At 60.3% G+C, this 20,193-nt stretch carries 24 protein-coding genes and 1 tRNA gene; 15 read left to right on the forward strand and 10 right to left on the reverse strand.

Features of this window, described 5'->3' with window-relative positions; all coding sequences use genetic code 11:
• Window positions 1–84: 84 nt before the first annotated feature.
• The 3 genes from AC2ISB_RS01265 (at window position 85) to AC2ISB_RS01275 (ending at window position 2,151) form a co-directional block, all read left to right on the forward strand.
• Window positions 85–864: a succinate dehydrogenase iron-sulfur subunit gene (locus tag AC2ISB_RS01265; protein WP_339109041.1), complete on the forward strand. Its 780-nt coding sequence runs from the start codon at window positions 85–87 to the stop codon at window positions 862–864.
• A 181-nt stretch (window positions 865–1,045) separates the two neighbouring features.
• The gene (locus tag AC2ISB_RS01270) at window positions 1,046–1,219 is read left to right on the forward strand and encodes a hypothetical protein (RefSeq protein WP_339109042.1); all 174 of its coding nucleotides are present in this window, start codon (window positions 1,046–1,048) and stop codon (window positions 1,217–1,219) included.
• A 71-nt stretch (window positions 1,220–1,290) separates the two neighbouring features.
• A complete protein-coding gene (locus AC2ISB_RS01275) occupies window positions 1,291–2,151 on the forward strand; it encodes an urea carboxylase-associated family protein (protein ID WP_406720273.1) in 861 nt (286 codons plus the stop codon).
• Between the two features lie 65 nt (window positions 2,152–2,216).
• Here the strand turns inward: AC2ISB_RS01275 and AC2ISB_RS01280 are convergent, their stop codons facing one another.
• A complete protein-coding gene (locus AC2ISB_RS01280) occupies window positions 2,217–2,561 on the reverse strand; it encodes an ArsR/SmtB family transcription factor (protein WP_339109044.1) in 345 nt (114 codons plus the stop codon).
• Between the two features lie 226 nt (window positions 2,562–2,787).
• Here AC2ISB_RS01280 and AC2ISB_RS01285 point away from each other — a divergent pair, with 226 nt between their 5' ends.
• The 5 genes from AC2ISB_RS01285 to AC2ISB_RS01305 all read left to right on the forward strand — a co-directional run bounded on the left by AC2ISB_RS01285 (window position 2,788) and on the right by AC2ISB_RS01305 (window position 5,486).
• The gene (locus AC2ISB_RS01285; RefSeq protein WP_339109045.1) at window positions 2,788–3,123 is read left to right on the forward strand and encodes an AtpZ/AtpI family protein; all 336 of its coding nucleotides are present in this window, start codon (window positions 2,788–2,790) and stop codon (window positions 3,121–3,123) included.
• A gap of 77 nt (window positions 3,124–3,200) precedes the next feature.
• The gene (locus tag AC2ISB_RS01290; protein ID WP_339109471.1) at window positions 3,201–3,962 is read left to right on the forward strand and encodes a F0F1 ATP synthase subunit A; all 762 of its coding nucleotides are present in this window, start codon (window positions 3,201–3,203) and stop codon (window positions 3,960–3,962) included.
• Between the two features lie 60 nt (window positions 3,963–4,022).
• Window positions 4,023–4,259, forward strand: a complete 237-nt coding sequence (locus AC2ISB_RS01295; protein ID WP_339109046.1) for a F0F1 ATP synthase subunit C — start codon at window positions 4,023–4,025, stop codon at window positions 4,257–4,259.
• 95 nt (window positions 4,260–4,354) lie between these two features.
• Complete coding sequence (locus tag AC2ISB_RS01300; RefSeq protein ID WP_339109047.1) at window positions 4,355–4,924, forward strand: F0F1 ATP synthase subunit B'; 570 nt, start codon at window positions 4,355–4,357, stop codon at window positions 4,922–4,924.
• Window positions 4,925–4,928: 4 nt separating this feature from the next.
• Entirely contained in the window at window positions 4,929–5,486 is a 558-nt protein-coding gene (locus AC2ISB_RS01305) for a F0F1 ATP synthase subunit B (RefSeq protein ID WP_339109048.1), read from the forward strand.
• A 57-nt stretch (window positions 5,487–5,543) separates the two neighbouring features.
• On the opposite strand, the gene AC2ISB_RS01310 is transcribed toward AC2ISB_RS01305, so the two are convergent.
• The 4 genes from AC2ISB_RS01310 to AC2ISB_RS01325 form a co-directional block, all read right to left on the reverse strand.
• Window positions 5,544–6,305: a FadR/GntR family transcriptional regulator gene (locus AC2ISB_RS01310; protein WP_339109049.1), complete on the reverse strand. Its 762-nt coding sequence runs from the start codon at window positions 6,303–6,305 to the stop codon at window positions 5,544–5,546.
• A gap of 115 nt (window positions 6,306–6,420) precedes the next feature.
• Entirely contained in the window at window positions 6,421–7,083 is a 663-nt protein-coding gene (locus AC2ISB_RS01315; RefSeq protein ID WP_339109050.1) for a YiaD family glycine zipper/OmpA-like lipoprotein, read from the reverse strand.
• Window positions 7,084–7,203: 120 nt separating this feature from the next.
• A complete protein-coding gene (locus tag AC2ISB_RS01320; RefSeq protein ID WP_486575674.1) occupies window positions 7,204–8,082 on the reverse strand; it encodes a methylated-DNA--[protein]-cysteine S-methyltransferase in 879 nt (292 codons plus the stop codon).
• Between the two features lie 89 nt (window positions 8,083–8,171).
• Window positions 8,172–9,101, reverse strand: a complete 930-nt coding sequence (locus AC2ISB_RS01325) for a Hint domain-containing protein (RefSeq protein ID WP_486575676.1) — start codon at window positions 9,099–9,101, stop codon at window positions 8,172–8,174.
• 175 nt (window positions 9,102–9,276) lie between these two features.
• Between AC2ISB_RS01325 and nth the strand changes: the two genes are divergently transcribed.
• Entirely contained in the window at window positions 9,277–9,933 is a 657-nt protein-coding gene (nth, locus tag AC2ISB_RS01330) for an endonuclease III (protein WP_486575678.1), read from the forward strand.
• A complete protein-coding gene (locus AC2ISB_RS01335; RefSeq protein ID WP_339109054.1) occupies window positions 9,930–10,916 on the forward strand; it encodes an adenosine kinase in 987 nt (328 codons plus the stop codon). The genes nth and AC2ISB_RS01335 overlap by 4 nt, the downstream gene beginning before the upstream one ends.
• Window positions 10,917–11,024: 108 nt before the next feature.
• Here the strand turns inward: AC2ISB_RS01335 and AC2ISB_RS01340 are convergent, their stop codons facing one another.
• Both AC2ISB_RS01340 and AC2ISB_RS01345 read right to left on the reverse strand, forming a co-directional pair.
• Window positions 11,025–11,795, reverse strand: a complete 771-nt coding sequence (locus AC2ISB_RS01340) for a phosphatase PAP2 family protein (protein ID WP_339109055.1) — start codon at window positions 11,793–11,795, stop codon at window positions 11,025–11,027.
• Between the two features lie 50 nt (window positions 11,796–11,845).
• Window positions 11,846–12,664 (reverse strand): sulfotransferase family protein, encoded by an 819-nt coding sequence (locus AC2ISB_RS01345; protein ID WP_339109056.1) that lies wholly within the window; start codon window positions 12,662–12,664, stop codon window positions 11,846–11,848.
• 145 nt (window positions 12,665–12,809) lie between these two features.
• On the opposite strand from AC2ISB_RS01345, the gene AC2ISB_RS01350 reads away from it, so the two are divergent.
• The 3 genes from AC2ISB_RS01350 to AC2ISB_RS01360 all read left to right on the forward strand — a co-directional run bounded on the left by AC2ISB_RS01350 (window position 12,810) and on the right by AC2ISB_RS01360 (window position 15,595).
• A complete protein-coding gene (locus AC2ISB_RS01350; RefSeq protein WP_406721638.1) occupies window positions 12,810–14,384 on the forward strand; it encodes a DUF5928 domain-containing protein in 1,575 nt (524 codons plus the stop codon).
• A gap of 10 nt (window positions 14,385–14,394) precedes the next feature.
• Complete coding sequence (locus AC2ISB_RS01355) at window positions 14,395–14,760, forward strand: HIT domain-containing protein (protein ID WP_339109057.1); 366 nt, start codon at window positions 14,395–14,397, stop codon at window positions 14,758–14,760.
• A gap of 127 nt (window positions 14,761–14,887) precedes the next feature.
• A complete protein-coding gene (locus AC2ISB_RS01360; RefSeq protein ID WP_486575681.1) occupies window positions 14,888–15,595 on the forward strand; it encodes a hypothetical protein in 708 nt (235 codons plus the stop codon).
• Window positions 15,596–15,659: 64 nt separating this feature from the next.
• On the opposite strand, the gene AC2ISB_RS01365 is transcribed toward AC2ISB_RS01360, so the two are convergent.
• A complete protein-coding gene (locus tag AC2ISB_RS01365; protein ID WP_339109059.1) occupies window positions 15,660–16,097 on the reverse strand; it encodes a transglycosylase SLT domain-containing protein in 438 nt (145 codons plus the stop codon).
• A 123-nt stretch (window positions 16,098–16,220) separates the two neighbouring features.
• Window positions 16,221–18,668, reverse strand: a complete 2,448-nt coding sequence (locus AC2ISB_RS01370; protein WP_486575683.1) for a heavy metal translocating P-type ATPase — start codon at window positions 18,666–18,668, stop codon at window positions 16,221–16,223.
• Between the two features lie 286 nt (window positions 18,669–18,954).
• Here AC2ISB_RS01370 and AC2ISB_RS01375 point away from each other — a divergent pair, with 286 nt between their 5' ends.
• Both AC2ISB_RS01375 and AC2ISB_RS01380 read left to right on the forward strand, forming a co-directional pair.
• Entirely contained in the window at window positions 18,955–19,542 is a 588-nt protein-coding gene (locus AC2ISB_RS01375) for a L,D-transpeptidase (RefSeq protein WP_339109061.1), read from the forward strand.
• Between the two features lie 114 nt (window positions 19,543–19,656).
• A tRNA-Met gene (locus tag AC2ISB_RS01380) sits at window positions 19,657–19,733 on the forward strand.
• 157 nt (window positions 19,734–19,890) lie between these two features.
• Here the strand turns inward: AC2ISB_RS01380 and AC2ISB_RS01385 are convergent.
• Window positions 19,891–20,094 carry a hypothetical protein gene (locus tag AC2ISB_RS01385; protein WP_486575686.1) on the reverse strand — a complete coding sequence of 68 codons (204 nt, stop codon included), beginning with the start codon at window positions 20,092–20,094 and terminating at the stop codon, window positions 19,891–19,893.
• Window positions 20,095–20,193: the final 99 nt, after the last annotated feature.

Raw genomic sequence — 20,193 nt, forward strand, 5'->3', positions numbered from 1 at the left:
GTTGCGAGATTTATCCGAGGGGCTTCGCGACGAAGCCAGATACGCAGCGGCGCCCCTCGTCCACACATGATCGGAGGTAGAAACATGGTTCAGTTTTCCCTACCCAAGAATTCGAAGATCCGGGTCGGCAAGACCTGGCCGAAGCCGGAAGGCAAAAACGTCCGCAAATTCCAGATCTATCGCTGGGAGCCGGAAGATGGTGAGAACCCGCGGGTCGACACCTATTTCGTCGATCTGGCGAAATGCGGCCCGATGGTTCTGGACGCGCTGATCAAGATCAAGAACGAGATCGACCCCACGCTGACCTTCCGCCGCTCGTGCCGCGAAGGGATCTGCGGGTCCTGCGCGATGAATATCGACGGCCATAACACGCTGGCCTGCATCTTCGGTCTCGACGAGATCAAGACCGATGTGGTCAAGATCTACCCGCTGCCGCACATGCCGGTGGTGAAAGACCTGATCCCCGATCTGACGCATTTCTATGCGCAGCACGCGTCGATCATGCCGTGGCTGGAAACCAAGACCAACCGTCCGGAAAAAGAGTGGAAGCAGTCCATCGAAGACCGCAAGAAGCTGGATGGTCTGTATGAATGCGTTATGTGCGCGTCCTGCTCGACCTCCTGCCCCAGCTACTGGTGGAACTCGGACCGCTACTTGGGTCCGGCAGCCCTGCTGCACGCCTACCGCTGGATCATCGACTCGCGCGATGAGGCCACCGGCGAGCGTCTGGATGCGCTGGAAGACCCCTTCAAGCTCTATCGCTGCCACACCATCATGAACTGCACCAAGACCTGCCCGAAAGGTCTCAATCCGGCGAAATCCATTGCCGCGATCAAGCAGATGATGGTCGAACGCGCGGTCTGATCCGTATCTCCATGCTGTTGTCCCGCCCCCGCTTTGTCGGGGGCGTTGGCATTTTAAAGGCACGTTTTGCATATTGCATTGCAGCGAATGCATGTAAGCCTTGCGGTTGTGCCCATAGCCAGACGTCATAAAAGCTTTATGTAGGCGTGCAGGGAGGAACTCGGAAACACTGGAGAGTTCCATGAATCAAATCGTCAAATTCCCCGAAACGGCCGAGTCCGCTCTGAAGCATGAAGACGCTCTTGCCTATTATGTGCCCAGTTCGCGGGTGGAGGCATCGGCCCGGAAGGATATTGAGGAGAAGCCGGCAAACATCGCTGTTCTTGATGAGATGTATGGCTACTATACCGCCTGACCTCCGGTCTTAGGGCAGATGAAAACCCCGGTTGGATTGGCCGGGGTTTTGTCGTTTTAGGAGAGGTCTTCATGAAGTTAGCTACCCCCGAGCATGCCGCGCCCCAAGATGCGGCGGCTCGCAAATCCATCGCGCCGGTGATCTGCTATCCGGTGGAGACCCTGCCCAAACCGGATCTTGCCGCCTATCGCGCGGCACGGGCAGGGGCCACGAAGAGTGACGAAGTGATTGTGCCCCCGCGTGACGGGCGCTGCTTCCATGTAAAGGCGGGGCAGTTCTTCCGGATTTCTTCGGTGGAGGGGCCGCAGGTCGGGGATCTCAACCTGTGGTCGGCAGATTTCTCCGAACGCTTCTACTCGGGAAAGACCCGCGCGCTGCATGGCACCCATCTTTCGACCGGCGACCGGTTCTGGTCATCCTTTCCGACGCTGCGCCCGATGGCCACGATCGTGGATGACAGCCTTGACTGGTACGGGATCGATGCCGATGGCGGTTCGGTCCATGATGTGATCGGCACCCGTTGCGACCCCTATACCCATGCTTTGCTCAGTGACGGGGCGCAGTATCATCATTGCTGCCATTCCAACCTGACACGCGCATTGGTGCAAGAGACAGGCATGGCGCTGACGGAGGCCGAGCGGCATGTGCATGATGTGTTCAATATCTTCATGTGCACCGGTTTTACCCGCGACACGGGGCAGTATTTCATGAAAGCGAGCCCTGTCCGGCCGGGCGATTACATGGATATCTTCGCCGAGATCGACCTTGTCGGCGCGCTGTCGGCCTGTCCCGGTGGAGATTGCTCTGCCGAGCATAGCTCGGACACTGCCGCCTGCTATCCGCTCAAGGTCGAAATCTTCACCCCCGAAGCGCCGCCCTCGGGATGGGTGTCACCGGCCCGCAACCGGTATTGTGGCACGCACGGGCTGTAATGCCGTCAGGCAAGACAGGGCAGGGGGGGGCTGGAACGAAGATTCCGGCCCCGTCGTCTTTTCTCTTACTCTTCGGGAAGCCGGAGTTCGCTTTCCACAAACCGCTCGAACGCATCAAGATCTATCGCCTGAAACTGGCCGAAACTCTGGATCCAGATGATCGCCTCGCTCATGGAGGTGGGTTCGAGCTTGCACCATTTCACCCGACCGCGCTTCTCCTGACTGATAAGCCCTGCCTGACTGAGGATCGCGAGATGTTTCGAGATCGCGGCCAGCGAGATGTCGAACGGGCTGGCGACATCGGTCACCGCCATATCGTCTTCCAGAAGCATGCGCAGGATCTCGCGCCGTGTCGGGTCAGCGAGGGCGGCAAAGATCGTGTCGAGATGGGTCGGTGCGGGCGCGGTCATGCGCTACCTTATTGAGCTTTTTCAACAATGGTCAACCGATGGGTTGAATTTGCATTTTGAGCCAATTCACCGATGCGGTCATATTGTCGCAGCCATTCCGCTTTGCCGAAAGGATGAAAAAACAAAGAAAGCAATGGGTTGAGAAAGTTTCTTGATGGCGCCAACAGCGTTGACTCACTGCGCCGTGACGTCTATCACAGCCTTAACACGACCAAGGGCCTGAGAGATGAGCAACGAGCCTGATCCCGAACGTTTGAAAGCGCTCGAAGACCGGCTTGCGAAAGTCTCCAAGCAGGCGTCTGGGCAGGCCGAGGACGCACCGCGCGGCGGTGTCGCGCAATCCGAGCTTGCCTGGCGCATGGTCATAGAGCTGGTGTCGGGGCTGGGGATCGGTTTCGGGATCGGCTACGGGCTTGATGTCCTGTTGGGAACGCTGCCGATCTTCATGATCATCTTCGTTCTGCTGGGGCTGATTGCGGGGGTGCGCGTGATGATGCGTACCGCTGCAGAGATAAATGCGAAACCTGAGGCCGGTTCTGCGGCTGATGAAGAGGGAAAATAGACGTGGCGGAAAGCACTTCGAACGCCAATGGTTCGTCCAAGATGATCAGCTACATCTTGTTCGCCGTTGTGATCCTGATGCTCCTCATTGCGATTGTGACCGAAGGGTCGGGCGAGATGGCTTTCCACCCGATGGACCAGTTCGTGGTCTCCCCTCTGGTGGGTGAGGGTCCGGTGCACTGGTATACGCTTACCAATGCAACCCTGTGGATGGCGATTGCCATCATCGCAATCGTTCTGGTGCTGGTTGTCGGCACCCGTGGCCGCGGCATCGTACCGAGCCGTGCGCAGTCCATTGCCGAGCTGTTTTACGGCATGGGCCATAAGATGGTCGAAGACATCTGTGGTAAAGAGGGGCTGAAATTCTTCCCCTATATCATGGTGATCTTCTCCTTTATCACTTTCGCAAACTTCCTCGGCCTGCTGCCGATGAGCTTTGCCACCACCTCGCATATCGCTGTCACCGCTCTGCTGGCACTTTTCGTGTTCGTCGCCGTGACCGTGATCGGTTTCATCAAGAACGGCATGGGCTTCCTTGGCCTGTTCTGGGTGACTGCGGCACCGCTGCCGCTGCGTCCGATCCTTGCCCTGATCGAGGTGATCTCTTACTTCGTCCGCCCCGTTTCGCATTCGATCCGGCTTGCGGGCAACATCATGGCCGGTCACGCAGTGATGAAGGTTTTCGCAGGCTTTGCCGCCATCGCGCTGATCTCTCCCGTGTCCGTGCTGGCCATCACTGCAATCTACGGCCTCGAAGTGCTTGTTGCCTTCATCCAGGCCTATGTTTTCACGATCCTGACCTGCGTCTATCTGAAAGACGCGCTGCATCCCGCACACTAAGGTCGATCCAAGGATCGCGTTAATCTACTCAAGCCAATTCCAACTTTAGGAGTGACGACTATGGAAGGCGATATCGTTCAAATGGGTGCTTACATCGGTGCAGGTCTGGCTTGTATCGGTATGGGTGGTTCGGCAATCGGTGTGGGCACCGTTGCAGGCAACTTCCTGTCGGGTGCCCTGCGCAATCCGTCGGCAGCCGCTGGTCAAACCGCAACGCTGTTCATCGGCATCGCATTCGCAGAAGCACTGGGGATCTTCTCGTTCCTCGTCGCTCTGCTGCTGATGTTCGCCGTCTGATCCCTTTTTCGCAATCTTGCGGACGGAGGGGCCCCGACGGGCCCTTCCGAGTTTGAGACAGGGTCGCGTGCCTGCGACCCGAGAGGGACAACGACATGGCAACAGAACACGAAGCCGCCGAAATGGCGCATGGCGCAGCCGAAGCTGCTCATGGCGGGTCGCACGGCGCCGAAGCTGTAGGCATGCCGCAGCTCGACTTCTCGACCTATCCCAACCAGATCTTCTGGCTTCTGGTCTCGTTGGTCGTGATCTACTGGGTTCTGGCAAAAGTCGCTCTGCCGCGGATCGCATCCGTGCTGGCCGACCGTCAGGGCACCATCTCGGGGGATCTAGCCTCCGCCGAGGAATTCAAGCTCAAGGCCAAAGAAGCCGAGGCCGCCTATGAAAAGGCCCTCGCAGATGCTCGCACCAAAGCGCAGGCGATTGTCGCCGAGGCCCGTGCGGACATCCAGAAAGACGTGGATGCGGCAATCGTGAAAGCGGATGCCGAGATCGCGGCCAAAACGGCGGAAAGCCAAGCCAAGATCGCAGAGATCGAAGCAGGGTCCCGCGCGGCGGTGGAAGCCGTCGCCAAGGAAACCGCGCTGGAAATCGTTGCGGCTCTGGGTGGCAAGGCCGATCAGGCCAGCGTTGCTGCGGCTGTCGACGAACGGTTGAAAGGATAAGGTCATGAAGAAACTTGCTGTTCTTGCTGCCCTTGTTGCTGCTCAGCCTGCCTTTGCAGCCTCCGGCCCGTTCTTCAGCCTGCATAACACCAATTTCGTTGTGCTGCTGGCCTTCCTGACCTTCATCGGTGTGCTTTTCTATGTGAAAGTCCCGACGATGCTGGGTGGTCTGCTGGATAAGCGCGCCGCAGGGATCAAATCCGACCTCGAAGAGGCGCGCAGCCTCCGCGAGGAAGCCCAGTCCATTCTTGCCACCTACGAGCGCAAATCGCGCGAAGTGCAGGTTCAGGCCGACGAGATCGTCGCCAATGCCAAGCGCGACGCGGAATTGGCAGCTGCTCAGGCCAAGAAAGATCTGGCGGAGTCGATCGAACGTCGTCTGAAATCTGCCGAAGAGCAGATTGCTTCGGCGGAAGCCGGCGCGATCAAGGTTGTGCGCGATCAAGCGGTTTCGGTCGCAATCGCTGCGGCTGGTAAGGTGATGGCCGAGCAGATGTCTGCTCAGGACAAAGCCGCCCGTATCGATGCGTCGATCACCGAGGTTGCACAGCGCCTGCACTGAGCTTTCGGGGTCAGCATAAAGACAAAACCCGGCCAAATGGCCGGGTTTTTTATTGGATCAACTCCTTTGTTGCAGGCGCAGCCTTGCGGTTTCCTCATTCTTGAGCGCCTTGCGGTTATGCGTCATCTCGACTTCCACGAAATTCATATGCGCGGCCACGGCCTCGCGCGCGGCGATACCGTCACGTTTCTGGATGGCCTCGTTCATCGCGCGGTGCTGGTTGAGCAATTCGGCACGGGTCACGCGGTTTTTGAACAGCATGGAGCGGTTATAGAACACGCCTTCGCTGAGCAATTCGAACATGGCGCGCATCATATGGAGCATGATGACATTGTGGCTGGCCTCGACGATGGCAAGGTGGAATTGCGCATCCAGCGCCGCCTCTTCGGTGTAGCTCCGTTTGGAATGGGCGGCTTCCATCCGTTTGAAAAGACTGTCGATCACCTGCAGGTCGGTGTCGGAGGCAAAACGGGCAGCGCGCTCGGCTGCCAGCCCTTCCACATCACGGCGGAAGGCCAGATAATCATAGACCGCCTGATCGGAGGAGGAAAACAGCCGGATCAGTGCAGGCGAAAAGGCCGAGCCCAGAACATCGGCCACAAAGACCCCCGCACCGGCACGGGTGCAAAGCAGCCCCTGATCCTGTAGCTCCGATATCGCTTCGCGCAGAGAGGGGCGGGAGACGCCCAGCCGTTCGGATAATTCGCGTTCTGACGGAAGCCGCTCGCCGGGCCGCAGGATGCCTTGCAAGATCAGTTCTTCGATCTGTCGGACAATGGCTGTTGCAAGCTTTTCGGATTCAATCTTTCGAAACGGCATTGCTGGCACCCCCCTTGGTTAGATTTTCTAGCCAATTATCTTAATGCCAAGCAAATTGGTAAAAAGAAAGGGCCAGAACATGTCTGGCCCTTTCGACATAGGTGTGGTGCGTCTTTCAGTTCGCGTTGGTCGGGGTGATGATGAATTCGACCCGACGGTTTTTCGCGCGGCCCTCGGCGGTGAGGTTCGAGGCAATCGGGTTTTCTTCGCCACGGCCATAAGACTGGATACGCGAGGACGGCACGCCCGCCTGCACCAGAACCGCTGTCACGGCATTGGCGCGCGCCTCGGAGAGGCGTTGGTTATAGGCCGCTTCGCCGGTATTGTCGGTATTGCCGACAACCTGCAGCGTGGTGTTCGGGTAGCGGTTCATGCTGCCCGCGAGCGTATAGAGATCGTTTTGCAGATCGGGGCGCACTGCCGAACTGTCGGTGGCAAACAGGATGTCCTGCGGCATCGTCACCACGAGGTTGTTGCCGTCGCGCACCACCGAAGTGCCTTGCGCGTCAAGATCACGGCGCAGCTCCTGCGCCTGTTTGTCCATCTGGTTGCCGATCGCGCCGCCGATCAGGCCGCCCACTGCCGCACCGGCGGCGGCTTTGGTCAGACGCTCGTCGCCGCCCGACATGGCACCGGCCGCGCCGCCCAGAAGGGCACCGGCAATCGCACCGCCACGGGTGTTCTGATAGGGGTCGTTAGGGTCGGCGGGGGTGGTCACACAGCCTGCCATCGCAAGCAAGGCTACGCTTGCCACAGTCAGGGAAATCTTCTTGTTCATCTCGTTCTCGCCTTTGTCCTTGCATCCGTATTCTCGGACGTCCGGCTGATATTACGTCGGAGTTGCGGGAAAGTTCCATTGGCGTTGATGCGCTGCGCGGCATTTTGCCTATCGTTTCCGCTAATCGTTATCGGTTGCGAGGGCGGCGTGGGGCATTCGTGAACCATTTGCCTCGGCACGGGCGACCTCGCGCGCCAAAAGCACACGTTTGGTGGTCAGGCCCCAGTGGTAGCCGCCCAATCCGCCTGATTTGCGCAAGGCGCGGTGGCAGGGAATCAGCGCGGCAACCGGATTGCGCCCGATAGCGGTGCCAGCCGCGCGGGCGCCTTTTGGGGCCCCTATGGCGATGGCAATGTCCTGATAGGTTGCAACGGCGCCTTCGGGAATCTGCAAGAGAGCCTCCCAGACCTTGATCTGGAACGCTCTGCCGGACAGATGCAGCGCCACGTCCCCCCGTTGCGCAAAGGCGGCTGTCACCCACTGTTCCAGCGCTTCGGGATTTTCCACGAACGTGGCGGCGGGCCAGCGCGTGGCCAGATCCTGATATGCGGTCGTCTCGCCCATTTCGGCGCTGAAAGCCAGCCCGCAAATGCCGCGCGACGTGCCCATCACCAGTGCCGGACCATAGGGGGTGTCGAACCTGCCCCAGTTGATCAGAAGCCCCGCTCCCTTGCGCGCAAACTCTCCTGGCGTCATCGCTTCCCAGCGTAGAACCAGATCATGCAGGCGGGCACTGCCCGAAAGCCCCGTCTCCTGCGCCACTGCTGTCAGCGGGTGACGCTGGCGCAGAAGATCCTTGGCAAGATCCAGTTTGAGATATTGCATGTAGCGCAGTGGGGAAACGCCCGCCCAAGCGGTGAAGCATTTCTGGAAATGGGCTTCGCTCATATGGAGCTTCCGGGCCAATGCGCTTAACGTCAGTGACGTCCCTGCCGCATGGGCGGCATCGATCTGGGCGATGGCGCGGGCGATAAGCTGGTAATGATAGCTGTCTTGCATGGGGCGGGCCTTTGAAAGAGCGGGTGTCTGCCAGCCTAATGCGGCCTGCCGCCCGGCACGACCCGAATCCTGTGCAAAGAGTTCCGGCCTCAGGCGGCGATGCGGTCCTGTCGGCGGCGACGGTCCTTGCAGAACATATCCGCTTCCCAATCGGCCAGCCAGACACGGGCGGAGAGATCGTGATACTCGCCGATTTGTGGTGCCAGACTGGTGCGCACGCGCGGCGGCATCAGCGACATATAGGAAGAGTCCGCCTGCACGGTTGCAACCCACAGACCTTCGGCCAGAACAAGCTCTGGCGCGGTGAACAGCAGGGAATATACCATACGGCGCCCTTCAAGGCGGGGAGTTTGTTTGGCCAGATGGTCGGCCTGTGCCAGCATCTCGGTTTCGGCGAACCATAATTCCAGCTCGGGACCGGCCAGCAAAACGCCCGTGCGCGGGGTCATGATCAGTTCGCGTTCGGGCAGGTTTGGCCCCAGAAGATCCGCCGAGACCGACATCAGCCGCGTGGCAATCGGCGCACGGCGCGGCATGGTGTGATGGCCCAGCCACAAAAGCGGCTGATAGCCGTTATCGCGTGTCAGGACACGGTCCCCGGGACGCAGCCAGTCAATCGGTTGCGGCCCCTCGTCCGTCGCGATCAGGGTGCCGCCAGCCAGACAGGGCAGGTTCGAGATTTCTTCCGGCGTGGCGGCCCGTCCGCCCGTCGAAAGCTGCGAGGCCTCGGTATAGGACTGGCCGGGGACCATCGCGAGAGAGGGGATATAAAGACAGAGCTGGCCGTCAATCTCGATCCGGTCAAGGCGCAAGGTGCCTTCGGGGGATTCCAGCAAGACAGGGATATCGGCGGTCAGCAGACCGCGCGCCACTGCGTTGCCATCGGGGTCACGCAAAACGGCCACGTCTCCCTCGAACAGAATTTCGAGCATCTCTTCGGCCTGAAACTCGGACCGAAGCATCCAGCTATGTTCGTCGCGATTCCGGATGATTGCCGAAATCGGGTAGCCCATGTCCATTTGCGTCTCCCTGCGCGGATATCCCACGCTGTCCAGATTGCCCGAGGGATGGATAACGCGAGTTTAACGAAAACGGTCTTAACTCTATTTATGCAAAGATTTTCCGAAGATTTTGTCGTAAGGGCCGGATGCAAATAAACTTGCGATACAGCCTGCATCTGGGCATAGCTTGGCCATGACCCAGAAAAGCGCAAAACAGCTTGGATATAACGATATGTGCGAGATCTTCGCACGGTTTCGCACATCTGAGGCCGAGCCCAAGGGCGAGCTGGACCATGTGAATGCCTACACGCTTCTGGTGGCCGTGGCGCTTTCGGCGCAGGCGACCGATGCGGGGGTGAACAAGGCCACCAGAGATCTGTTTCCCATCGCCGATACGCCGCAGAAAATGCTGGAGCTGGGCGAGGCACGCCTGATCGAGCATATCAAAACCATCGGGCTGTTCAGGCAGAAGGCCAAGAATGTCATCAAGACGGCGCGTATTCTGGTCGATGAGTATGGCGGGGTGGTGCCCTCGTCGCGTGCGGCGTTGCAATCGCTGCCCGGGGTGGGGCGCAAGACGGCGAATGTCGTGCTGAATATGTGGTTCCACTATCCCTCGCAGGCTGTGGATACGCATATTTTCCGGATCGGCAACCGGTCGGGCATTTGCCCCGGCAAGGATGTCGAGGCTGTGGAGCGCGCCATCGAGGATAATGTTCCTGTGGAATTCCAGCAACATGCGCATCACTGGCTGATCCTGCACGGTCGCTATATCTGTGTCGCGCGCAAACCGAAATGTGGTGCCTGTCTGATCCGGGATCTGTGCCAGTTTGAGGAGAAAACCTTATGAAAAAGTATCAGTTCGTTGGTATCGCCAATTCGATTGTGGATGTGATTGCGCAATGTGATGACAGCTTTCTCGACCATATGGGGATCGAGAAGGGCATCATGCAGCTGATCGAGAAAGACCGCGCCGAGACGCTGTATGCCTCGATGAAAGAGCGCACCCAGGCGCCGGGCGGCTCTGTTGCCAATACGATTGCGGGGCTCGGGAATCTGGGGCTGCGTACCTCTTTTGTGGGGCGTGTGCGCGACGATGCCTTGGGGCGTTTCTACGAGGCGGCGCTGGAGGCCGAGGGAACGGGGTTCCCCAATGCGCCGATCAAGGATGGCGAATTGCCGACCTCGCGGTCGATGATCTTCGTCACCCCCGATGGTGAGCGGTCGATGAATACCTATCTGGGGATTTCGGCAGAGCTATCGACCGAAGATGTGCCTCTTTCGGTGGTGGAAGATACCGAATATCTGTTCCTTGAAGGCTATCTGTTCGACAAGGATAAGGGAAAAGCGGCCTTCCTGAAGGCGGCGCAGGCAACGCGGCGCACGGGGGGGCAGGCCGGTATCGCATTGTCGGACCCCTTCTGCGTCAATCGCCACCGTGCCGATTTCCGTCGCCTGGTCCGCGACGAGATGGATTATGTGATTGGCAACGAGCATGAGTGGGCGGCGCTTTACGAGACCGATCTGCCGGCGGCGCTCGATCAGGCGGCCTCGGAATGCGGGTTGGTGGTTTGCACGCGCTCCGGAGCGGATGTGATCATTCGTCGCGGGGCCGAGCGGGTCGAGGTGCCTGTCACGCGCGTGACGCCCGTGGATGCGACGGGGGCGGGCGATCAGTTTGCTGCGGGCTTCCTTTATGGAATCGCCACGGGGGTTCCGCTGGATGTGGCGGGCCGTATGGGCTGCGTGGCGGCTGCCGAGGTGATTTCGCATTACGGGGCGCGGCCCGAGGTGGATGTGAAGGCGCTTTTTGCCGCGCAGGGTCTTGTGTGACGGCAATCGCCTCTGGCGAGGGGAGGGGCGTGTGGAGCGCCCCTCGAACGCCCCTGATCGGGGCATCGCTCGGGCCGCTCCGCTGCCGCGCGCGTTGATCTGGCGGGATTAGTCCTGTGGCGGCAGGTCCGGTGCGGGACGGGTCGGGAAGAACCAGTCTGCCACCAGCATACAGGTCAGCGCCCATGCCGCGCCAATCGACCAGCCCGCCAGCACATCGGTCGGCCAATGCACCCCGAGCGCCAGACGGCTGATGCCGACGCTGATCGAGATCAGCACCGCCACGGAAATCAGATAGGCGCGGGTCCGGCGACGGCTTTGCAGGCGTGCCAGCATCACGGCCAGCGTCAGCCACGTGATCGTGGCCATCATTGAATGGCCGGAGGGAAAAGAAGCCGAGGTGACATCGGTCCCGTGTGGCACGACATCCGGACGGGCACGGTCGAAAAGCAGTTTCGAGACATTCGAGACGACCTGACCGCCCAGAACGGCGGCCAGCAGGACCCAGACCTGACGGCGGTAGCCCTCCATCAGCAGATAGCCTGTCGTGAAGACGATCAGGCTGCCCAGAACGGTGACGCCGCCAAGGGCAGTTACATCGCGCACTACGGTTTCCATCCAGTGCGGGCCTTTGAGCACGGCCAGATCATTGCTGTCACGGAACCAGAGCAGAACGGCACGGTCAAAGGCGGTGGTGTCGCCTGCGGTCATTTCCGAGGCGATCTGGGCAAAGGCCCAGACCCCGCCGCCGATCAGGCACAGGCTGATCAGCAGGCCGATTTCAAGTCGGTCGACATGTCGGCTGAGCCAGGGGCCCAGCGGGCCGGGCAGATGGGCGACAAGGCGGGCGGGAAGGGAGGGTGTATGGGGATGCGGCATATCAGGCGCCATTTATAGAAATGGATGCGGTCTTGAAAAACACGACCGCCTTATTGGCCGAGTTTTGCGTGAACCTCGTCCAGATCGACTTCCCCCAAAGGCATTTTATTGTCGGGATTGTCAAAGTCATATTTGAAAAGCTGGAAATCCTTCTTGTAGATTTCCCAGACCAGATGGCGCGAGAGATCATCGAAATAATCGCTGATCGGATGGGCGCGTTTCGGGCCATGCCCCTCGGATTCATTGAATTTCGGCACGGCGGCAAGGTCGACCTTGACCGGTGTTTCAATGTCGTCGAGCACGCTTTGCATGCCTTCATTGAACTTTTCCGTGAAGAAGATGTTATTGTAGCGCCCGCCATTCACGATGAAGGTCGAGATATGGCCGGACATGGCGGACCAGTGGATGTCGGGTTCCATCGGGCGGCGCCAGCGGATGGTGTCGCGCGCGAACAGCAGGAAGCGGCGGAAGCTTTTGACCTGATCGAAGTCGAAATTGTCTTCCGGAGAGCCGACCTCGATACCGTATTTCTGGATCAGCTGCGGCACCAGATTACCCCGATAGCGGCGGCCATTCCGCTGGATGCCGGCGATCTTGTCGAAGAAAGAGGACAGGATGCGCCCATAGGGGTTGCGCACGCAGGTGAAGGAATAGGCCTTGCCACCTTTGACCACGCGCTCGATCGGGCCTTGGCTATAGTCCTGCGACCACTTGTGCAGGCCCTCTTTGGAATCATGGATGTCGCCATCGAAGAAGCGGCCGTGGTCGGAATAAAACATGATCTGGCCGATGGACGAGCAGGCGCATTTGGGCACCACGCGATAGACCACGCTTTCACTTTCTGTCATCCACGTTCCGGGAAAACCCATTTGCCTGCTCCTTGAACCCGGTGCGCTTGTCGTCACCTTTACGCAATAATTAGACTGAAAAAGCAAACAAACTTTATATTTTCAATGTCCCTCGCCGCAAAGAGGGGCGATAGTGGCGTAACTGACATAGAATATGCCGATAAATATGGTCCAGATTGCCTTCATTCTTCTGACACACAAAGACCCTGAAACGGTGATCCGTCAAGCGGCCCGCCTGACGGCGGCCGGGGATTGTGTGTCCATCCATTTCGACGCGCGGGCGAACCCTGCCGATTTCCAGCAGATTCGCGACGGGCTGGCCGATAACCAGCAGGTCACTTTTGCCAGAAAGCGGCTGAAATGCGGCTGGGGCGAATGGAGCCTTGTCGCCGCCACCCTTGAGGCGGTGAAAGCGGCGGTGGAGGCCTTCCCCGATGCCACGCATTTCTACATGCTGTCGGGCGATTGCATGCAGATCAAATCGGCGGAATATGCCCATCGCTTTCTCGAAAGCGAGAATTGCGACTATATCGAAAGCTTCGATTTCTTCAATTCCGACTGGATCAAGACGGGGTTCAAGGAAGAGCGCCTGATCTACCGCCACTGGTTCAACGAGCGCACCCAGAAATGGTGGTTCTACCAAAGCTACGAATGGCAGAAGCGCCTCGGGATCACCCGCAAGGTGCCTGCCGATATCGAGATGATGATCGGGTCGCAATGGTGGTGCCTGCGGCGCGACAGCGTCGAGAAAATCCTGCAGTTCTGCAAGGACCGGCCCGAGGTGCTGCGCTTCTTTGCAACGACATGGATCCCCGACGAGACCTTCTTCCAGACCATCGCGCGCCATGTTGTCCCCGAGCGCGAGATCCGTTCGCGCACGCTGACCTTTCTGATGTTCACCGATTACGGCATGCCGGTGACCTTCTATAACGACCATTACGATATGCTGCTGGCGCAGGACTATCTGTTTGCCCGCAAGATCAGCCCCGAGGCCAAAGAGATGAAAGCACGGCTTGGCAAGCTGTGGGGCGAGCAGGATATGGCCTTCCCGATCTCGAACGAGGGGCGCGCGCTGTTCGGCTTCCTGACGCAGAAGGGGCGGGAGGGGCACCGTTTCGCGCCCCGCTTCTGGGAGACAGAATCGACGCTGGGCCGCGACCGTGTGCTGTATGTGGTGCTGTGCAAGAAATGGCATGTCGCGAAACGTCTGGTTGAACAGATCCGCGCGCGCACCGATCTTCCGGCGGTCAACTATCTTTTCAACGAACAGGAAGAGCTGCCCCCGCTTGGCGGGATCGAGAAGACGCTGGAGAAGCGCAACCGGCACCGTCGGGCCCTGCTGCGGATGCTGCTGGAATACCATCGCAGCGACCGGCTGCTGATCTGTGTCGATCCCTCGGATTTCGATCTTCTGCGCGATCTGACCTCGGATAAGGTCGAGACACGTATTCTGGAAATCGAGACGGAATTCTCGGATGAGTATCTGGTTGGCCATGCGCAACGGATCGGACTGGCCGCCCATGACAGCCCGTCGCAGATCTACGAGAGGGTTCTGCCGACCATCCGCTATGATCTGCGGTATGAAAGCGAGAAAATCCGCGATGCGGAGTTCGAACATTTCTGGCGTATTCGTGAGACAGCGCAGGTGCAGGCCAATGCCGGACCGCTTGCACAGTTTCTAAAGCTTGATACCGATACGGCTGCCGAGATTGCGGCCACCGACTACCTGTTTTCCGACTAAGGAGGCTTCTTTGCCCTATAGCTATGATAGCGAGAATATCTTCGCCAAAATCCTGCGCGGCGATATTCCCAATGCCACCGTGCTCGAAACCGAATTCACCTTGGCATTCAAGGATATCACCCCCAAGGCGCCGGACCATGTTCTGGTGATCCCCAAAGGGGCCTATGTGAATTACGATGATTTCTGCCAGAATGCGTCAGATCCTGAGATCCTCGATTTCATGCGCGCCTGTGGCCAGATCTGCAAGGATCTGGGGGTCGAGGAAAAGGGCTTCCGTGCGATCACCAATGCGGGCGAGCATGGCTGTCAGGAAGTGCCGCATTTCCATATGCATATCCTTGCGGGCAAGGTGATGGGGCCGTTGCTGGCCGATTGAGGCCGGCAACGGCGTGCCACGCCAGACCCGCCCAAGGCCCGCCCCGCCGCGTTCACGCGCGATGGGACGGGTCCGACATTTTTCACAACAGCTGATATCCGTTTCAACCTTGCGGGAGAGCCACCGGATGCGTCGCGTAGCGGTACTCTGTCTTTGTCTTGCAGGTCTGGTGCTTGGTGGGGGCGTGGCATATGCCGCCCCTGAGATCGGTCTCTATCTTTGCCCCCGTTGTTACGGCTACCGGCCTGTCGCGCCGCATGTCTATGCCGACGGGCAGGCCAGTGACGCGCAAATCCGTTCGGCGCTGGACAATCTTGAAGGGGCCTCGGCACGTGTGCGGGGCGTCTATCCCGATCTCGCCTCCGATCCCGAATGGCTGCTCTGCCTGTCCGAGGCGTGTAACCGTTCCGTCCGGACGGGGCCGCGCGCGATGGCCTATCTGGACAGGTTTGTCTTTGTGACCGCGCGAGGGACGCCGGTGACAATCCTTGCGCATGAACTGGCGCATGCCGAGCTGCATCACCGTGTGGGGGCGTTCCACTTTCTCACCGGTGCCGTGCCTGCATGGTTCGATGAGGGGCTGGCTGTCTATATCTCGCGCGATACACGGTATCTCTCGCTACGGGAGGGGCGGATTCTGGGGTGTGATGACGCGGGCAGGATCTCTCCACCAGCGGATGCCGGTGATTTCCGCAGGAGGGCTGCAACCGAGAGCCATGCCCTTTACACGGCCTCCGCCTGTAAGGTGATGGACTGGCTGGCCCGACATGGCGGGCCCGAAGGCGTGATCGCAATGGAGGCGTCGCTGCGTCGGGGCGGACAGTTCCTGCCCTGAATGCGGTAGGCATTCCGGCGAGAAGATGGCGCCCAAGGAGGGGCTGCGAAGGGGGGCGGTGCCGTCAGCCGCGCAGGCCCGTCTCGGTCAGGATGCCACGGCGCTTGGCTTCGTAATAATAGCCGCGCGAATACCAGTAAACGGCCTTGTCGCTGGAGCCATCGGCACACATCCATGCACCGCGAAGGTATTTACCGGCATATTTCAGGTTCGTTTCGGGGTCGAGAAGCCCGCTAGGCTTGCCGCGAAAACCCATCGCACCGGCGGTCTGCGGCGAGATCTGCATCAGGCCGTAATAGCTGCCATTGCGGGCATCGGGGCGATAGCCGCTTTCGCGGGTGATCACGCGATGCATCAGCGTGCGCGGGATCTCGTAATGATCGGCATATTGGTTGATCATCTTGCGCAGTTGCGGGGTTTCGTTCGGGCGCAGGTTCATCTGCTGCTGCGGTGCTTTGGGCGTTGCCCCACAGGCGCTCAGCGCGAAAAGGCCAAGGAGCATGGACCGTCGTGACAAATGCATCTGAAAACCCCGGAAAGACCGATATCTCCAGTTAGCCAAAACTTTCCCGCACGGAAAGGGTGGGGGTGACGCATCGGCAAGGATCTGCCGATGCGCGCGGGCTTACAGTTTCAACCGCCGCAGCCGCAGGGCGTTCGTCACCACAAAGGTCGAGGAAAAGGCCATAGCCGCCGCTGCCAGAAGCGGCGACATGCCGGGGCCACCGAAAGGCACCAGAACGCCCATCGCAACAGGGATCAGCGCGGCATTATAGGCGAAGGCCCAGAACAGGTTCTCGCGGATATTGCGCATTACCGCACGCGACAGATGGACCGCCTGACCGACGCCGCGCGGATCGCCCTGCATCAGCACCACCTCGGCGGTTTCGATCGCTACATCGGTGCCGGTGCCGATGGCGATGCCGATATCGGCTGCGGCCAGTGCGGGGGCATCATTGATACCGTCCCCAACGAATGCGGTGGTGCCTTTGCGCTTCATGTCCTCAATGGCCGCGACCTTGCCGTCGGGCAGAACCTCGGCCACAACCGTCCCGATCCCCAGCCCCTGCGCCACGCTTTGTGCCGTGCGGCGCAGATCCCCCGAGATCATGGCCGTCTCGACATGCGCCTTCTCGAGCGCCTGCACCGTTTCGACCGCTTGCGGCTTGATCGGGTCGGAGACTGCCATCAGCGCCGCAAGCTGCCCGTCAATGCCGATCCAGATCGGGGTTTTCCCTTTGGCCGCCAGCGCATCGGCCTGGTCGCTCAGGGTGTCTGTCGCAATGCCATGCTCGTTCAGCGCCGCCGCATTGCCGATCACCAGTTTGTGCCCGTCGGCCTCGCCGGTCAGGCCGCGCCCTGTCTGGCTGCGCACCCGCTTGGCCTGGGCAGGGACAAGGCCGCGTGTCTCTGCCCCCTGCAAGATCGCATGGGCCAGCGGATGTTCGGAACGCGCCTCGATCCCTGCGGCCAGCCGCAATGTCTCGGTGGCAGGCGGGCTGTCGGGGGCGGCGATCAGGTCGCTCAGGACGGGGCGGCCTTCGGTCAGGGTGCCGGTCTTGTCAAAGGCGATGGTCTTGACCTCTGCCAGCCGTTGCAGCGCGTCACCGCGCCGGAACAGAAGCCCCATTTCGGCGGCACGTCCGGTGCCCACCAGAATCGAGACGGGCGTGGCCAGCCCCATCGCGCAGGGGCAGGCGATGATCATCACCGAAATGCCGGCCACCAGCGCATGGGTGAAGCCCTGTCCCGCGATCATCCAGATCAGGAAGGTCAGCAGGGAAAGCCCGATCACCACCGGCACGAAAACCCGCGTGACACGGTCCACCAGTGCCTGCACCGGAAGCTTGCCGCCCTGTGCCTCTTCGACCATCGCGATGATGCGGGCAAGAACGGTCTCGGTGCCGGTCGCGGTAACGCGATAGACAAGCGGCACGGTGCCGTTGACGGTGCCGCCGGTGATGCTGCTGCCTTCGGATTTCTCGACCGGCGCGGCTTCACCCGTCAGCATGGCTTCGTCGATCCAGCCCTGACCTTCGGTGACAATGCCATCGGCGGCAACCCTTGCACCGGGGGGCAGGTGGACCAGATCGCCCGCCGCCAGCTCGGCCACGGGCAGGTCGATGATTTGCTCGCCACGCTCGACGCGGGCGGTATCGGGGCGCAAGCCCACCAATCGCGAGATCGCCTCGCCCGCGCGGCCCTTCGCCCGCGCTTCAAACCAGCGGCCCAGCAGGATCAGGGTGACAATCGTGGCGGCGGCTTCGAAATAGACGCCGCGCGCGCTTTCGGGCACCATATAGGGCACAAGCGTCACAAGGGTCGAATAGCCCCATGCCGCCAGCGCCCCGAGCGCCACGAGCGAGTTCATCTCCGGGGCGCCGCGTTGCAGGGCGGGCAGGCCGAGGGTCAGGAAAATCCGCCCCGGTCCCAGAAGCACCAGCGTTGTCAGGACAAGCTGGATCACCCAGCTCAGCCGCTCACCGATCGTCATCTCGATCAGATGATGCATGCCGGGGATCAGGTGGCTGCCCATCGCCAGAATGAAGACCGGCAGGGTCAGCGCCGCAGACACGATCACATCGCGCCGCAGCTTGCGGGTTTCATCGGCCTGTTTATGGGCGCGATCGGGCGGCGGGGTCTCGGCCTTGCGCGGCTTGGCTTCCAGCCCGAGCGGCGCAAGAAGCCGGACCATCTCGCTTGGGGCAATCGCGCCTTGCGCGTAGCGGACATCGATCTGGCGCGCGGCGGTCTCGACCGACAGGATGGCCGGATGCGCCAGCAGGGTGTCGCGGGCGCGGCTCTGTAGCTCGGCAGGGATGTCCGTGTCTGACGCCAGATCGGCCTCGGCCTCGGCAATCGGATAGCCTGCCGCCTCCAGCGAGCGGGCCAGATCCGCGCTTGCCGGACCGCCTTCCGTCGGGCTGTCGAAGTGCAGCGTGACATTGCGGGCCATCAGATTGGCATTGGCCTGCCGCACGCCGGGAACGGCCAGAAGGGCCCGTTCGACCCGCCCTGTGCAGGCCCCGCAATGCATGCCATCCACGATAAACCTTGTATGAAGCTCTGTCATACACCATCCCCCGAGTCCTGTACCTGTTCACCAGATAGGAAGGCCGCACCGGATTGACCACCGCCAAAGAGGCAATTTCCGGCACCACAAAGCAGGCGCGGATCGTTTGACGTGTCATCTTTGCGATATGTGAAGATTTTCTGTTCTAGGATCTTGGCAAGCGCTCTCCTTTCGCGGATGCCTTGGGATAAGCTGTTTTAAGATAAAGATGCGGGTTTCGACCGCTGGTTTTGAAGTGACGATTCATCGCGGTTGAACGGCATCTGCCTGTTACGGGAGATAACATATGAAGCGTCGCTCTGTGCTTGGTGGCCTGGCGGGCCTGTCTGCTCTGACGGTCCCGACCCTCGGATTGGCTCAGGAAATCGAGACCTCTTCTGCGCCTGCACCCAAAACCTGGCCGATTGCCCAGCAGTTCTATCCGCGCGAGGTGCGCGTGAGGCCCGAGCTGGAGGTCGGCTCGATCATCGTGCTGTCGGATAAGTTCTTCCTCTACCACATCACCGCCCCCGGGGTTGCGATGCGCTATGGCGTTGCCGTGGGCAAGAACGAGCTGGTCTTCCGCGGCAAAGCGGTTGTGGCGCGCAAGGTCAAATGGCCAAGCTGGACGCCCACGCCCGATATGATCAAACGCGAGCCCGACCATTACGCGAAATATGCAGATGGTATGCCGGGTGGTCCGAACAACCCTTTGGGCGCGCGGGCGATGTATCTGTATCAGGACGGGCATGATACGGCGATCCGCATTCATGGCACGACTCAGCCCAGCTCTATCGGTCACGCGGTCTCCAACGGATGTTTGCGCATGGTCAATGATCATGTGATCGCGCTCTATGATGCGGTGAAGATTGGCACGCCGGTGACGGTCTATTGATCTGCCGCCAAAAGGGGGCGGTTTTCCCTGTCGCAGCGGCAATGCGAAAAAGATGACGATTTTCCGAAATTGGGGTTGACGCTTTGCGGCCCAGACCGTAGATAGCCGCTCAATGGCTAGGTAGCTCAGCTGGTTAGAGCACACGACTCATAATCGTGGGGTCGGGGGTTCAAGTCCCCCCCTCGCCACCACTTCAAAATCTTCGGAAAACAAAGACAAACGCGCTACGGCGCGTTGTTTTTGTTTGGTCTTCGCCTGGGGCAGGATGGTGCTGCCCTGCCGATGGGACAGGTCTGGCCAAAAGGGTCGGGCCGGAGGGGGCAAGAGGGCGGGCAGGGCTATGGCCTGCTACGTCTTCAGCGCAGCTTTCAGGGCTTCCAGCGCGGCAATCGTGTCATCATAGCTGTGCAGCGATTTTGGATGGTCGGCGCGGTTGCGGTGATAGAAGGCGATCCAGTCGTCCAGCTCTTCCATAGGGTAGGTATTGAACCAGACCCCTACGGTCAGGGTGAATGTTTTGCCACCGTCGTCCAGTTCGGCCTTTGCGGGCATGGTATTCTCCATCTGCGTCTCGGGCGTCTTTAACCGAGCCCGAGCATGATGACAAAGCGCAAGTGTCGAAGGGCGCCCGCTTGGGGCGCCCTGACATCG

This window comes from Thioclava sp. NS-SX20 (assembly GCF_057380695.1).

Excerpts from the sequence above, each read along its gene's own strand:
- AC2ISB_RS01270 (WP_339109042.1), top strand. The coding sequence starts at position 1,046 with ATGAATCAAATCGTCAAATTCCCCGAAACGGCCGAGTCCGCTCTGAAG.
- AC2ISB_RS01305 (WP_339109048.1), top strand. The coding sequence starts at position 4,929 with ATGAAGAAACTTGCTGTTCTTGCTGCCCTTGTTGCTGCTCAGCCTGCC.
- AC2ISB_RS01275 (WP_406720273.1), top strand. The coding sequence starts at position 1,291 with ATGAAGTTAGCTACCCCCGAGCATGCCGCGCCCCAAGATGCGGCGGCT.
- AC2ISB_RS01300 (WP_339109047.1), top strand. The coding sequence starts at position 4,355 with ATGGCAACAGAACACGAAGCCGCCGAAATGGCGCATGGCGCAGCCGAA.
- AC2ISB_RS01345 (WP_339109056.1), bottom strand. The coding sequence starts at position 12,664 with ATGGGTTTTCCCGGAACGTGGATGACAGAAAGTGAAAGCGTGGTCTAT.
- AC2ISB_RS01370 (WP_486575683.1), bottom strand. The coding sequence starts at position 18,668 with ATGACAGAGCTTCATACAAGGTTTATCGTGGATGGCATGCATTGCGGG.
- AC2ISB_RS01360 (WP_486575681.1), top strand. The coding sequence starts at position 14,888 with ATGCGTCGCGTAGCGGTACTCTGTCTTTGTCTTGCAGGTCTGGTGCTT.
- AC2ISB_RS01310 (WP_339109049.1), bottom strand. The coding sequence starts at position 6,305 with ATGCCGTTTCGAAAGATTGAATCCGAAAAGCTTGCAACAGCCATTGTC.
- AC2ISB_RS01350 (WP_406721638.1), top strand. The coding sequence starts at position 12,810 with ATGGTCCAGATTGCCTTCATTCTTCTGACACACAAAGACCCTGAAACG.
- AC2ISB_RS01285 (WP_339109045.1), top strand. The coding sequence starts at position 2,788 with ATGAGCAACGAGCCTGATCCCGAACGTTTGAAAGCGCTCGAAGACCGG.
- AC2ISB_RS01290 (WP_339109471.1), top strand. The coding sequence starts at position 3,201 with ATGCTCCTCATTGCGATTGTGACCGAAGGGTCGGGCGAGATGGCTTTC.
- AC2ISB_RS01280 (WP_339109044.1), bottom strand. The coding sequence starts at position 2,561 with ATGACCGCGCCCGCACCGACCCATCTCGACACGATCTTTGCCGCCCTC.
- AC2ISB_RS01325 (WP_486575676.1), bottom strand. The coding sequence starts at position 9,101 with ATGGACATGGGCTACCCGATTTCGGCAATCATCCGGAATCGCGACGAA.
- AC2ISB_RS01315 (WP_339109050.1), bottom strand. The coding sequence starts at position 7,083 with ATGAACAAGAAGATTTCCCTGACTGTGGCAAGCGTAGCCTTGCTTGCG.
- AC2ISB_RS01335 (WP_339109054.1), top strand. The coding sequence starts at position 9,930 with ATGAAAAAGTATCAGTTCGTTGGTATCGCCAATTCGATTGTGGATGTG.
- AC2ISB_RS01365 (WP_339109059.1), bottom strand. The coding sequence starts at position 16,097 with ATGCTCCTTGGCCTTTTCGCGCTGAGCGCCTGTGGGGCAACGCCCAAA.
- AC2ISB_RS01340 (WP_339109055.1), bottom strand. The coding sequence starts at position 11,795 with ATGCCGCATCCCCATACACCCTCCCTTCCCGCCCGCCTTGTCGCCCAT.
- AC2ISB_RS01385 (WP_486575686.1), bottom strand. The coding sequence starts at position 20,094 with ATGCCCGCAAAGGCCGAACTGGACGACGGTGGCAAAACATTCACCCTG.
- AC2ISB_RS01295 (WP_339109046.1), top strand. The coding sequence starts at position 4,023 with ATGGAAGGCGATATCGTTCAAATGGGTGCTTACATCGGTGCAGGTCTG.
- AC2ISB_RS01375 (WP_339109061.1), top strand. The coding sequence starts at position 18,955 with ATGAAGCGTCGCTCTGTGCTTGGTGGCCTGGCGGGCCTGTCTGCTCTG.
- AC2ISB_RS01265 (WP_339109041.1), top strand. The coding sequence starts at position 85 with ATGGTTCAGTTTTCCCTACCCAAGAATTCGAAGATCCGGGTCGGCAAG.
- AC2ISB_RS01320 (WP_486575674.1), bottom strand. The coding sequence starts at position 8,082 with ATGCAAGACAGCTATCATTACCAGCTTATCGCCCGCGCCATCGCCCAG.
- nth (WP_486575678.1), top strand. The coding sequence starts at position 9,277 with ATGACCCAGAAAAGCGCAAAACAGCTTGGATATAACGATATGTGCGAG.